Annotated in this window: 20 protein-coding genes; 4 read left to right on the top strand and 16 right to left on the bottom strand. The window is 43.9% G+C overall.

Annotated elements, in window-relative coordinates; all coding sequences use genetic code 11:
- The 13 genes from ACJ28U_RS02590 to ACJ28U_RS02650 form a co-directional block, all read right to left on the bottom strand.
- Positions 1–633 (bottom strand): ATP-binding protein (locus ACJ28U_RS02590; RefSeq protein ID WP_407618282.1); only part of this gene is annotated, 633 nt, incomplete at its 3' end.
- Entirely contained in the window at positions 633–1,433 is an 801-nt protein-coding gene (locus ACJ28U_RS02595) for a DnaD domain protein (protein ID WP_407618283.1), read from the bottom strand. The genes ACJ28U_RS02595 and ACJ28U_RS02590, both read right to left, overlap by 1 nt.
- Before the next feature lie 10 nt (positions 1,434–1,443).
- Positions 1,444–1,920 (bottom strand): single-stranded DNA-binding protein, encoded by a 477-nt coding sequence (gene ssb, locus ACJ28U_RS02600; protein ID WP_085636816.1) that lies wholly within the window; start codon positions 1,918–1,920, stop codon positions 1,444–1,446.
- The gene (locus tag ACJ28U_RS02605; protein WP_407618284.1) at positions 1,886–2,596 is read right to left on the bottom strand and encodes a putative HNHc nuclease; all 711 of its coding nucleotides are present in this window, start codon (positions 2,594–2,596) and stop codon (positions 1,886–1,888) included. The genes ssb and ACJ28U_RS02605 overlap by 35 nt, the downstream gene beginning before the upstream one ends.
- Positions 2,596–3,216, bottom strand: a complete 621-nt coding sequence (locus tag ACJ28U_RS02610) for an ERF family protein (protein ID WP_407618285.1) — start codon at positions 3,214–3,216, stop codon at positions 2,596–2,598. Before ACJ28U_RS02610 ends, ACJ28U_RS02605 begins: the two co-directional genes overlap by 1 nt.
- 8 nt (positions 3,217–3,224) lie before the next feature.
- Positions 3,225–3,626, bottom strand: coding sequence for a hypothetical protein (locus ACJ28U_RS02615; RefSeq protein WP_407618286.1), 402 nt, complete (start codon positions 3,624–3,626; stop codon positions 3,225–3,227).
- 81 nt (positions 3,627–3,707) lie between these two features.
- Positions 3,708–3,854 (bottom strand): hypothetical protein, encoded by a 147-nt coding sequence (locus tag ACJ28U_RS02620; RefSeq protein ID WP_167769363.1) that lies wholly within the window; start codon positions 3,852–3,854, stop codon positions 3,708–3,710.
- A 79-nt stretch (positions 3,855–3,933) separates the two neighbouring features.
- Positions 3,934–4,461 carry a hypothetical protein gene (locus ACJ28U_RS02625; RefSeq protein ID WP_407618287.1) on the bottom strand — a complete coding sequence of 176 codons (528 nt, stop codon included), beginning with the start codon at positions 4,459–4,461 and terminating at the stop codon, positions 3,934–3,936.
- Positions 4,462–4,647, bottom strand: coding sequence for a hypothetical protein (locus ACJ28U_RS02630; protein ID WP_407618288.1), 186 nt, complete (start codon positions 4,645–4,647; stop codon positions 4,462–4,464).
- Entirely contained in the window at positions 4,644–4,841 is a 198-nt protein-coding gene (locus ACJ28U_RS02635) for a hypothetical protein (RefSeq protein ID WP_063083174.1), read from the bottom strand. Before ACJ28U_RS02635 ends, ACJ28U_RS02630 begins: the two co-directional genes overlap by 4 nt.
- Before the next feature lie 2 nt (positions 4,842–4,843).
- Positions 4,844–5,077 carry a hypothetical protein gene (locus ACJ28U_RS02640; protein ID WP_118123302.1) on the bottom strand — a complete coding sequence of 78 codons (234 nt, stop codon included), beginning with the start codon at positions 5,075–5,077 and terminating at the stop codon, positions 4,844–4,846.
- Between the two features lie 2 nt (positions 5,078–5,079).
- Entirely contained in the window at positions 5,080–5,799 is a 720-nt protein-coding gene (locus ACJ28U_RS02645; RefSeq protein WP_407618289.1) for a Rha family transcriptional regulator, read from the bottom strand.
- Positions 5,800–5,810: 11 nt separating this feature from the next.
- Positions 5,811–6,014 carry a helix-turn-helix domain-containing protein gene (locus ACJ28U_RS02650; protein ID WP_407618290.1) on the bottom strand — a complete coding sequence of 68 codons (204 nt, stop codon included), beginning with the start codon at positions 6,012–6,014 and terminating at the stop codon, positions 5,811–5,813.
- Between the two features lie 254 nt (positions 6,015–6,268).
- Between ACJ28U_RS02650 and ACJ28U_RS02655 the strand changes: the two genes are divergently transcribed.
- The 4 genes from ACJ28U_RS02655 to ACJ28U_RS02670 all read left to right on the top strand — a co-directional run bounded on the left by ACJ28U_RS02655 (position 6,269) and on the right by ACJ28U_RS02670 (position 8,972).
- Positions 6,269–6,613: a helix-turn-helix domain-containing protein gene (locus tag ACJ28U_RS02655; RefSeq protein WP_407618291.1), complete on the top strand. Its 345-nt coding sequence runs from the start codon at positions 6,269–6,271 to the stop codon at positions 6,611–6,613.
- Entirely contained in the window at positions 6,614–7,024 is a 411-nt protein-coding gene (locus ACJ28U_RS02660) for an ImmA/IrrE family metallo-endopeptidase (protein ID WP_226970295.1), read from the top strand.
- A 68-nt stretch (positions 7,025–7,092) separates the two neighbouring features.
- A complete protein-coding gene (bamE, locus tag ACJ28U_RS02665; RefSeq protein WP_407618292.1) occupies positions 7,093–7,710 on the top strand; it encodes an outer membrane protein assembly factor BamE in 618 nt (205 codons plus the stop codon).
- Positions 7,711–7,880: 170 nt separating this feature from the next.
- The gene (locus tag ACJ28U_RS02670; RefSeq protein WP_407618293.1) at positions 7,881–8,972 is read left to right on the top strand and encodes a tyrosine-type recombinase/integrase; all 1,092 of its coding nucleotides are present in this window, start codon (positions 7,881–7,883) and stop codon (positions 8,970–8,972) included.
- 161 nt (positions 8,973–9,133) lie between these two features.
- Here the strand turns inward: ACJ28U_RS02670 and ACJ28U_RS02675 are convergent, their stop codons facing one another.
- The 3 genes from ACJ28U_RS02675 to ACJ28U_RS02685 form a co-directional block, all read right to left on the bottom strand.
- Positions 9,134–9,868: a gamma-glutamyl-gamma-aminobutyrate hydrolase family protein gene (locus tag ACJ28U_RS02675; RefSeq protein WP_407618294.1), complete on the bottom strand. Its 735-nt coding sequence runs from the start codon at positions 9,866–9,868 to the stop codon at positions 9,134–9,136.
- A 120-nt stretch (positions 9,869–9,988) separates the two neighbouring features.
- Positions 9,989–11,083: an aspartate-semialdehyde dehydrogenase gene (locus ACJ28U_RS02680; RefSeq protein WP_407618295.1), complete on the bottom strand. Its 1,095-nt coding sequence runs from the start codon at positions 11,081–11,083 to the stop codon at positions 9,989–9,991.
- Between the two features lie 102 nt (positions 11,084–11,185).
- Positions 11,186–12,367: an aminotransferase class I/II-fold pyridoxal phosphate-dependent enzyme gene (locus ACJ28U_RS02685; protein ID WP_407618296.1), complete on the bottom strand. Its 1,182-nt coding sequence runs from the start codon at positions 12,365–12,367 to the stop codon at positions 11,186–11,188.
- Between the last annotated feature and the right edge of the window lie 12 nt (positions 12,368–12,379).

Here is a 12,379-nt window from a genome sequence, read left to right on the forward strand (position 1 = left end):
CAACGCCAATCCGGTCAAATCATCGTTTGACGTGATAATCGTCGCCTTGCCTCTTCTAGCGTCCGCTAATTCAAATAGCATTGACGACACGGTCTCTTTTGCTTCGGCCTGTGTCTCTTTTCCAAAATCATCAAGAACCAATACTTCTACCTCACGCATAAACTTTTCCGTTAGGTTCAAACGTTCAGCAACCTTGTTGTCCTTGAATGACTTAAATTTCAAGTTGCGCCATTCAACAACCGACACGAACATCGTTGTGTAGCGATCGCTTAATCGGCTCATCATTGCCAATGCCAACGATGTTTTACCAGCACCGGCTCGACCGAACAGGAACACATTGAACAGTCCGTTGCGCATATCATTTGTCATTGCATATGCCTGATTGCCAATATCACGCGCTGTCTGCTCGTTTCGTTGCATTTGTGGGTTCCAGTCTTCAAACTTAAAAGAACGCGTCTCTGTCTCTCCCCACAAGCTCATGCGTTGATATTTAACGCGTTCTTGTGCTTGCCACGATTTAGTAATGCGTTCAGCATCAGCCTTTTCTTTTTCAGCACGCTCTTCTGGTGTTAACGTCTTAGGTGTTAACCCACGTTGTCGCAACTCACGCACCCAATCGCTTGTAGTATTCATTAGCTGCCCTCCAGTTTGTCGTTAAGTTCGCGCATCCAATCTGGCACCTTTTCATCAGTAACGGCCTGTTTGTGTGTCTCTTTACCTGCATGCCAATCAGCAACCGATTTGACACCTTCATTCAACTTTGCACGTAGTATTGCGTCTACGTACTTAAAGTTGCGAATAGCTCGATTAGAAGCGTCTTGTAATGCAAGGTCCAGTACACCGATTTCCATACCGTCTTCTGTAACATATTCAAGCAACTGGCTTAACTGCATCGGTGTTAGACGATCTGCAAATCCATGCACCGCCACCAAGTCAGTAAGTTGATTGCGAAGTGAGCCGGTCGGTTGGTCGGTCGTGTTTTCACTTACCTTACCTTCACTTACCTTACTCTTACCTTTACTTACCTTATCTAACCTTACCTGTGTCGCCGTGTCGTCTACTATCCGTGGACGTTCCGTCGACGGTTCGTCCACGTAATAAGAACCACTTTCTGAAACACCTAATTTCCGGCGTTCTTCGCTGTACATCGTTGCATTGTACGTATCTTTTCGAATGTAATTGTGAATGCGCCAGTCTTTAATGACGACTACCCCGCTTTCTTCGAACGGGATTAAGAATTGCTTCGCTAGCAATAATTTTTCATCGTCAGTTGATGCGCCAATCATTCGCTTAATTGTGTTGATGTTCCCGACAAACCCGTCATCGTCAGCATGCATATTCAAATGGAAGTACAATGCCTGCGTTGACAGTGGCATGTCTAAGAACACGTCTGTGTCAGTAACTTTCTTGCTTAACATTCGTCGTTGTGCCATTTAAACACCCCTAGAACGGTAAATCGTCATCGTTGATAGTAGCTGCATTACCACCACCGTACATATCGTTAGGTGAGAACCCGCCCTGTTGTGGTGCCTGACGTTGTGGTTCAGGATTAAACCCGCCAGTATTTTCCTGTGGGAATTGTGTTCGTCGCTGATCCGTTTGTTCACGCGTTTCAACCAGTGTGAAATTGTTGACGATAACTTCTGTTACATAGACACGTTGACCTTGTTGGTTCTCATAGTTACGCGTCTGCAAAGACCCTTCGATGCCAACCAGCGACCCTTTGGCCGTCATGTTGGCGAAATTTTCGGCAGCCTTACGCCAGATAACGAAGTTGATAAAATCGCTCTCTCGTTCACCGTTCGCGTTAGTGAATTGACGTTGTACTGCTAGCGAACCGGAAGCAACTGCTGCGCCCGACGTTGTGTACTTAAGCTCTACTTCCCTAGTTAATCGTCCGATTAGTGCGACGTGGTTCATTGTCGATTTCCTCCATTTGTTTAAACGTCATAATGCCTAGACGTTGCAATGTTTCTGGGTCTAACTTAATACCCTTAACGTGATACTTACGCTCGAATTCTGGCCACCCAATGTTGTGTGCTTCGTTGTGATGTACACGACATAAAGCAATTAAGCGCTTCTCTCGGTGGTCAACCGTTCGGCGGTCGTTACCCATTCCGACCGTGTCAATGTGGTGAACGTCAGCCGACCTACCACACACAACGCAGCTTCGGTATCGAAGCGATGAATACATGTAGGCGTCAACGTCGTCCATATATTCCAAACCGCTCTTCGACATTGGAATGTGATTGCGTACTGCATAATCAAGCAGATATGAAATGAAATTGCGCGCCGTGGTCATATCAGTGTCAGCGAATGAAAAATACTGATCGCCCGTTTCGCCGATGTAGTAAAATTTCATCCATTCCTTCGTCTCTTCGGGCGTGTACCCTGACCACTTCGCAATCTCGCTCATAATCGCATACGCCTTCTTACGTTGAATGCGACTGATACTGCGTTCGTCAGCAACCGTCACAACCGCCTGTGGCTGTTCTTCTTGCGTGTATAGTGACAAGCTGGCTAGTTCCTGCGCATCTTCTACTGACATCGTCAGCTTGTTACCTTGAATTGATGTGATGCGCCCCCATATATCCATTACTCGAGCCCCTGACTAGTCCAGTCGATGATTTGTTGCTTCTGCGTGTCGTTCAATTTGTTAAAGGCATAGAAATTTGCGATGTTAGTCTTGAACGCTGCGCTGATTTGCTTATACATCTCTTCTTCGGTTAGTGAGTGTTTGGTTTGATAATTCTTTGCAACGGCACCAAACTTGGAATTAAGTGGGTTCTTTGATTGTGATTGCTGACGGTTCTGGTAGCTCTTTTGAGCACTGTTTGCGTCATCATCAACATCACTAGCCACTCCGAACGCTAACGCTAGTGAATAGCGCTTTGCGTACGTCAGACCAGAACCTTGCGCTTGTGGGTCAAGCGATGCATCAACCCAACCTTGTCCCTTTTGTTGACGGGCTGAGATAATCTCAACACCGCCCAAGTCCAAACGATCATCATCAGTTAGCAGTACCGTGAACAACTGACTGTCCTTCACTTCTTGTGTCCACACAAGTCCTGCTTCACTTGCCTTAATGGCATCATCAACCGCCTTAACGACGGCATCATATGTCACATAACTAGAACGGAATTGTGGGTTGCTGGCATCTTTCACGGGTTGCACAAGTGACTTGCGCACCTTCAATAATTCTGTTGCTACTCCCATGTATCCACCTACTTCCAGGTTAGCGTCTTGGTTGGTGTCTGGACTGTGTGTCCATCAAGCAACTCGTCAACAACCTCGCCATACTTGTTTTTTAACTTATTAGCTGTTTTCAAACTCACGGCGTCCCAGCCAAACTTTTCCACAAATTGTTGCTTCAATTCATTGTCAGCATCTGGAATTTCCGTCTTCATGCCATCACGATATTGTGCATGACTGAATGTGACCCCCTCATCAAGACGTCGCTTAACTTCTGCATCGATAGCTTTAACAGCTGGTGCAGCGACCATCTTTGATGTGTACTTCAATTCTTCCAATGTTTCGTTATCAACTTGCGCCAACAACTTGGGGTCTGTCAGTTGCTCCATCGTTGCAATTTCGCCAGTTGAGATAACCATTCCCATTTCACTCATAAGTCTTTATCCTCGTATTCATCCATGTAATCGTTAAGTGCTTCTTCTTCATCTTTTGGGTCATCAGGTGGATCAATTAATTCATCGAACATGGTCAGCCACCCAGTTCAAAACGTCAGCAACGCCCGTTTCAAAATATGAAACAGTCCCGTCATTGTTATCGCGTTGTTCCGCCTTAAAGGCTCGATTCATACGTTTTTGCGCTTCTAATCGCAATTCATTTTTCATTGCATACCCCCTGTGTTATCCTTGAGGAGTAAAATCTATTCACAAATTGTTTTACTCCGACGCTTAACGGTTGCACCCGTTAGGCGTTTTTCTTTTCCTTGTCATATCGACCCTTGTACTTCGTGTTGTACAACGATGCCAGGCTCATTCGTAGCTGTTTAGCAATCGGCGTCGCGATCTCTGAAAACGATTGTTCAGGTCGCTTAGAATCCATCGCCCTTTTGAACGTTTTATACCTATCTTCGTAACCAACCGCCGATGTTATATTCGGCTTGTTGAAAGGCGTGCCTTCTAACTCAGCTTCGCTGTGTTCCCGTAAAAAACGTCCAAGATATCGTGAATTATTAGCAGCAATGAATGATAGTCCAGACACTTGACTTGCTTGTGACACTAAATCATCACGTTCATCAGCGTTCTTCCCAACCATGTAATCTGATAGGGACTTCGCAAATCGACGATACCGCCTTTCGTATTCAGACAACGCCTTATTAGACCGTTCAACCGCACTTTTGCGAATTCGTTCCTTCTCTGCTTCAACATCAAATTTCGCAGGCTTTGCAAAATTATAGTGAATATCACCAACTCCCATTGGTCCTTTGAAATCCATTTAGTTACCGCCTTCCAACTTATTTAACATGTCGAACACACCTTCTCGTGTTGTTGCCCACTCAATGTGGTTCTTAACGTGAATGCCCAGTTGAACACCACCAGTCGGTAGTGAACGTGCCTCAACGTTATGCACCTTGTTATAAGCGAGAATCTGTTGCAGATTTACAAATTCTCCGACTTTCATGCTGCCCCCTTTCTGCGTGGCAACGCTTGTGCATCGCCCGTCAGCAAGTAATAAACAGTTGGCCCTAATCGCTTCAACCAAATGTGCTTAATTCCCTTGAACAAGTAATAAACACTTGTACCAATCAAAGCCATGAGTGCGACACCCATAAACATCAGTCCGAAAAATACTGCTAATGTTGTTTGATCCATCATTTTCACCACCAATCATTAAGTTTGCGAAATCTCAATAAGTCAGACACCAAGTAAGTTGGGTTATACGCGTTAGGTGTCTTATTAGGTACGTTTTGCATAAACTTCTTTGAGAAACGTAGATGGTCTTTAAACCAATTCACTGAATGATTGAATAATCGACTTGCACCAACTTGGCCAACTATTCGACGTTGCTCAAGTTCTTCGATTGTGGCTGCACTTTCTGAAAAACGCGCCATAACTAAACCTCCAATTCCATTTGCTTTAGTTGGTATATCGTCGCTGCTGCTGGCGTCCAAATGCTAATAAGTTGCGTTACAGTGTCAAAGTCCTTGTCTCGCAAGTCACGTCGAATTTTTACGCCTGCAACTTCATTGATTTGTCGGTTCAAATCGCGTCGCAACTCACCATTAACCTTCTTATAGTTCAAGTTGTTAACGTTGGCATACTCTCGCACTTTGGCGCTTACAGCCTTGCTGATGTACTCATAGCGCGCTGAATTAAGAACTTGATTACCGTCTAACTCATCAACCTTATTCTTTAACTTGCCAACTTCTTTGCTTAGTTGCGTCGTTCCTTGCGCCAACAAAACAATCTGATCCAACGGGTTAGTTGGTAAGGCCGGTTGGCTACGCAACGTTTCTTCCATTTCGTTAAACGCTTGAATGTATCGCAGCTTAAATTGTGTTGCCTTTGAGCCTGTGAACCCCATCGCTAACAACGTGAAACCGTCCTTGTTCATTCGAATTTGCCGATATTCTTGGTGGTTTTGTTCATGGATATATGTTTCTTCTTCGAATGTTGGGTCTGCCCAATTTTGGGCACCCCCCATTTGCTTAACCAAATCATCAATATCTCGAAGCACATGTCGGTGTTCTTTACCAAACACTCCTGCAACTTCACGAGATGTTGTTGTTACTTGACCGTTAATCGTTTCGACTAATTGAGTTTGCTCTGTCATTCGTTTTCTCCTTAAATTGCGATGCCTAAGATTTTTGCTACTTGCTTTTGGATTACAATATCCTTTGGCGTTGTGTTTCCTTGCAGCGCACGACTTACTTGCGCTGGTGAAACATTCAGCATTTTTGCTAGTTCAACTTGCTTCATACCGTGCTCTAGCAATGCGGTTTTAAACATAATCCGCACATTCTTAGCCGCTACTTCCAATTCAGTCATATCCGGACCTCCTGTAATTTATTCATCAAGTTATTGCAATTGTTTAACCAATAAGCTAAACTAAGTGCATAGGAAAAAAGCACAAAGAAACCCCTAAATATCAACCGTTGCCCCGTCAAAAGCACGTTGGTAATAGGCTTGTTTTTTGTTGCCTGATTACTTGATGAATTAAATATAAACCAATAAGCTAAACTTGTAAAGAGTTTTGTAACTAATTGGCTAAATTTAATTGTCAAAGTCTCGGAGAATGACAAATGACATTATTTGAAAGAATACAACAAACCGCTAAACAACGCGGGTTAAGCATGCGTGCAGTTAACGAAAAAGCTAAATTAGGCACCAATGCAATTTACAAATGGAAAACACAAACGCCTGCGACTGATAAATTAAAATCAGTTGCTGATGTTCTTGGCGTTTCTGTTGACTACCTGTTAGGTAATACAGATGACATGCACCAATCTTCTAATAATGAAATGCCTGTCGACCTAGACGAAGTGCTAAGCAAGCTTGGCCCTGCCGTATCATTTGGTGGTAAAGAATTAACAGATGATCAGAAATTAAAATTTTATGAAATGGCTAAGTTAATGTTTGGTGAATAAATGACAGAAGATGAAATAAAAGAAGAACTACTAGCTTTGGCACGTAGACACGATATTGACGTGGTCAACATTGATACAAGAAATGATGCATCACCTGACGTTGCATTTCCGTTCATTAGACAGATAATGATGAACCCCAACTTTGCCACAGGTTATCACTACGTGTTCCGTTTGGCACACGAAATATCTCACATTATATACGGTGATGCTCACGCGCTGCCTTATTACCGGTTCTCCCCCTTGTTCTTAAAAACAGAAGAAATAACAGCCAATACGCAGGCTATTCGAGTGATTGCGCGCATTGTATACCGTGACGTGCCAGTAGAGCAACGCAACTGGGTTGAATTCATGGATTACCTTGGTTTGCAAACGCACTTTGAACCAATCGTTAAACGCATTTTGTTCAACTGAGTATTTTTTGCTACGCTTAATGTACGTCCAATGCTGATTGACGTTAAAAGCTGTGTGGAGTGGGTTATATGAATTTATTTACTAAATATATTGGAATCGGTGCTGTGGCGGTCTTAGTGGGTTCGACTGCCTTGCAAGCTATCCCTCAAGTCGGAAACAACTATTTTGTTACGGTAGCTAGCGCATCTTCCAAATCTAAAATTAAAAAAGTTAAGCTTGGAATGACCAAAAAGCAGGTTCAACAAATTCTTGGTAAGCCTGATCGTGATGATGGTGGAATGCTTACATACGCAAAATACGGTTATTTGTACTTTTCAAAGGGTAAATTAACTGGTGGTGAAGATAAAAGTATTCAGGCACAAGTGACAAAGAAAAACGCTGCTAAAAAATCGTCTAAAGCAAATAAGCGTCAATACCTTCTTTCACAGGCGAAATACTTTGGAACAAAAGACGTTGAGTCAATTCAAAAGGCAACCTATGCTTATGCTTCAGCTGAAATTGATGGTGGAATGATGTACATGTGGAAATCACAAGCCGGCAAATTAATTCGAGTTGATTTGGATGAGTACGGAAAAACTGCCGTTTATAAGTACGATGATTCAAAGGATAACGGGCTTGGTGAGCAACTTTATATTGGAAAAACAATTCTTCAAAAGAAGCCGCGTACAACCGTTGTATACCCTTAAAAAATAAAAAACACGCACACTCCCCGTCGCCAAACAAGTAGTGTGCGTGTAGCAAATCAAAAACAACACGTAAAAGATACATAGTCATTTTTTGTACAGGTAATTATACCACGACCTGGGCATGTCTTTAAACTGCCCAAAATTTCTATACAAAGGTTAGGTTTAAGCTAATGGCAGTATATAAAACCGAACACGGTTGGCGTGCTGACTTCTCATTTAAAGATGCCTCCGGCAAATATCGTAAGAAATCAAAGCGCGGGTTCAAAACAAAGAAAGAAGCTGAATCCTGGTTAGCTGAGTATTCTATCAACCATGGCAAGCCAACCCTACAAAAAGGATCACAAATTCTTTTTACTGACTACTTTGATGAATATGCAAAACTACACCTAGAAACCGGCATGAAAGAAGCCACCCATGAATCGTGGAGATTCGAAAAGAAGCTTGTCGTAGACGTTTACTTTACAGGTTTAACATTAGACCAAATCACACGACAGATGTATCAATCATTCCTAAACCATTACGCAATCGGAAAGAAAAGACAAACTGTTTCAAAACGTCACAGGTTGCTGAGACTAGTGATCAATCAAGCTTTTCACGATGGCTTAATTCAAAGCGACCCCACCTTTGGAGTCACTATTCCAGGATCTGATTCAAAAGATGCGTCTGAAAAATTTTTGCAACTAGATGAACTCACTACATTAATCGAATACATTGAAAACGATGATAAGCTTATCACATGGCGAACGGGGTTTATGGTGTATCTAATATCACTTTCCGGGCTACGTGCTGGTGAAGCATTGGCCCTCACTAAAAATGACATTGATTCGGATGCACGGACAATTACCGTTAGCAAAACAAAACAATTGTCTGGCGCTGTAACAACGCCTAAAACAAAAACGTCAAATCGTACACTCGTTATGCCAAATCGTTTTTTCGATAGCTATCAGAAATTCATTGGTGCTAAAGAACATTGGAACGCTGCAAGTGAATTGTTTGATGGTCGTAGAACGCCAAGTGTTGTTAATAGATGGCTTGAACGATTAGAAAAATCACTAGGATTTGAAAATATTGTATCCTTGCATGGTTTACGCCACTCACACGTTTCTTATCTACTATCGAGTGGCGTTGACATCAGTTACGCTTCAAAACGGCTCGGACATTCTAACGTTTCCATCACACAAGACACATATGCACACCTACTCCAACATAAACAACAATCAGAAGAAAACAAGACAATCACATTGCTTGATCAACTCAATTAAGCAACTCTTGTGGTGCGAATTTGGTGCGAATGGTGCGAAAAAGTGCGAATTTTTCCACACTTACCGATATTTTGCGACAGATACCAACACATTTAAAATTCAAGCGAATCGAAAAACTAAAAACGGCTAAACCCATTCAAATCAAGGGTTTAACCGTCATATCAACGATTATTCACGTAATCCATAAAGTCTTGGAAGACACGTAAATGTGTCTTATCACGTTCGAACATCATTTCGGGATGGTATTGCACAGCCCGGACAGATGCATCCGAACTCTGATAAGCTTCGACCGTCCCATCACTCGCAAACGCAGCGGGTTGCAAATCTGTACCTAATCGCTTAATTCCTTGGTGGTGGAATGAGTTCACAATCGGATGATCACCCAATGTCCCCGTCAAGAAGTTGTCCGGCAACACATCCAAACGATGCGTCGGCTCATACCACTTCACTGGGAATTGATCGTGCTTCACAATTGGATTACCATTTTCAGGCGTGTATTGCGTATCAATATCTTGAATTAGCGTGCCTCCCAAAGCAACGTTAATCAGTTGGGCACCGCGGCAAATTCCCATCAGAGGCTTGTTTTGTTTGCGTGCCTCTGCGACAATCGCCAATTCAAATAAGTCGCGTTGTCGGTCTGTTTCGCCCATTTGTGGCGTTGGATCTTCACCGTAAAATAGTGGTCCAACGTCTTGCCCACCAATCAAAAGGACGGCGTCCACTGAATTAACGTACTCAGCCGCTTCCTCTGGTGAACCCATTGGAAAGACAACTGGTAATGCGCCAGCTTCACGTAGCGCCGCCGTATAATTTTGTTGCGTATAGTCAACGTAATTCGTTCGGTGCTTTGGATTTGGGTGGTTCAAGTGATTACTTGGAATACCAATAATTGCCATCGTTGCGTGCCCCCTGTTTCAAATATGAAACATATTATACCGCTTTCATAAGCGTATGGTTATAAAAAGGAAGTTTTTATACTAAAAAGCCTGAGATTATCCCCAGGCTTTCCATTAGATTTAGTCCGCAAACAACTCAGCGGAACCAGCTGGAACTCGGACCAGATCAAGAGCTACCAAACGCTCTGCAATTTGCACGGCGTTCCAAGCGGCACCCTTCAACAAGTTATCAGAAACCACCCACATGTGGTAGTTACCATCATTTTCCAAATCAGGGCGGACACGACCAACAAACGTATCCCGCTTTCCTTCAGCGTTAATTGGTTGTGGGTAAATTTGGTGATCCGGATCATCTTCCAAGACAACGCCAGGCGCATCCGACAATGCTTGTTGGATGCCCTTTGTGCTAGCACCGTCCTTGTCTGTCACTTCAAAGTAAACCGTCTCCCCGTGACCAACTGGCACCGGTACACGAACAGCCGTGGCCGTTACCTTGATGTCTGGCGCATTCTTATCACCCAACATAATCTTCTTCGTCTCATGAATCATCTTGTACTCTTCATGCGTGTAGCCCTCATCTTCAAAGACGTCAATTTGCGGCAACAAGTTAAAGGCCAATGGGTAATGCTTCTTGTCGCCCTTGGTTGGCAAAATTTCAGCCGTTTCAGTCTCACCATTCAAGTGTTGTTGGGCTTGGTTCAGCAATTCATTCCAAGCAGATTGCCCCGCCCCAGAGGCAGCTTGGTAGGTTGAGACAACGACTTGCTTTAAACCGAAATTTTGACGGATTGGTTCAAGTGCGACGACCATTTGAATCGTTGAGCAGTTCGGGTTAGCGACGATTCCATTGTGTTGATAAAGGGCCTGTTCATTAACCTCGGGCACCACCAGCGGCACGTTATCGTTCATCCGCCAAAATGACGTGTTATCCACGGCCACCGCCCCACGCTTAACCGCTTCAGGCAACAAGCGGGCTGACACAGAACCGCCGGCTGATGACAAGACCAAATCAACCCCCTCAAATGAGTCAGGTTGGGCTTCTTCAATCACGATATCTGAGCCACGGAATTGGCGGGTTTGACCAGCTGAACGAGACGAAGCCAACAACTTCAACGACTTAACCGGAATCGTTGATTGTTCCAATTGTTGAATCAAGCGGGTACCAACCGCTCCGGTAGCTCCTAAAATCGCAACTGTGTACTCACGTTCTGACATAATATTTTCTCCTTAAATTTTAATAAAAACCCGAAATTTGGGTACATTAAAAGCACAAGCCGAAATTAATCAGTTGTGCCATTAATTATTAGTATTTTCTCATTAACCCTTGAGGTCAACGTAATGCTTCAAGCGCACCATCGCCGTCTGCAAATCTTCCGTTGAGGCTGCGTATGATAGACGCACATAGCCTTCACCACCGGCACCAAAAATTGATCCCGGTGCGATTCCAAGCTTAACTGTTTCCGCTAAGTCGTAGACAAACGCCATATCATCAGTGTTCAAGTTTGCTGGAATCTTCGCGAAAATGTAGAAGGCACCCCCTGGTTGTGCGGCAGTAAAGCCAGCTTCTGCCAAACCTGCCATCACCAAATCACGGCGTTCCTTGTAGATATCACGCATCTCAACTGCATCTGCACGTCCATGACGCAACGCCTCATTTGCCGCTGCCATCATCGGTCCTGGCACTGTCGTTACCAAGAATTGGTGCATTTTACCAACATGCGTCATCAACGCAGCCGGTCCGGCCACATAACCCACACGGTAGCCAGTCATCGCATGTGACTTTGACAATCCGCTCACCAAGATGGTTTGTTCTGGCAACAACTTCGCCATTGAAACGTGTTCACCATCGTAAACTAACTCGGCATAGATTTCATCAGACAAGACCAACAATTGGTGTTCAGCCAAAATATCAGCAATCGCTTGCACTTGCGCACCAGTATAAGTGACACCCGTTGGATTTGATGGGTAGTTAAACAACACGGCCTTCACATTTGGATGTTCAACTAAAGTTGCTTGTAGTTTTTCTGGCGTCAAGACAAAATCAGGTGCGGTGTTGATTCCAATCACCTCAAGGCCAATGATATTCGCGATTGCTTCATACATTGGGAAAGTTGGCGTTGGGATGATAATTTCATCACCCGCATTAAACAGCGCATTCATCGTCGCGAACAACGCTTCCGAAGCGCCCACCGTCACCACCACTTCGCCGTTTGGCTCGTAACGTGGTGTATCAAACCGTTCAACCAGGTAGTCACTAATTGCTTCACGTAAAGCCAAATGCCCATGTGGCGCAGCGTAGTGTGAGTCGTCTTCATCAATCGCAGCTTTGGCAGCGTCCTTAATGTGCATTGGTACAGCAAAATCAGGCTCACCAAGTGTCAACTTTAAAATGCCGTCGATGGCAGAAAACTTTTGGTCCACCACTCGAATTGGTGATGGTAAAATCTGGGCCAATCGTGTGTTAAAGCGATCAGCAAGGGCAGCATTTAATTCTGGCATGTTTTTCTCCTC

The organism is Weissella sp. MSCH1 (genome assembly GCF_045799135.1).
GTDB lineage: Bacteria > Bacillota > Bacilli > Lactobacillales > Lactobacillaceae > Weissella.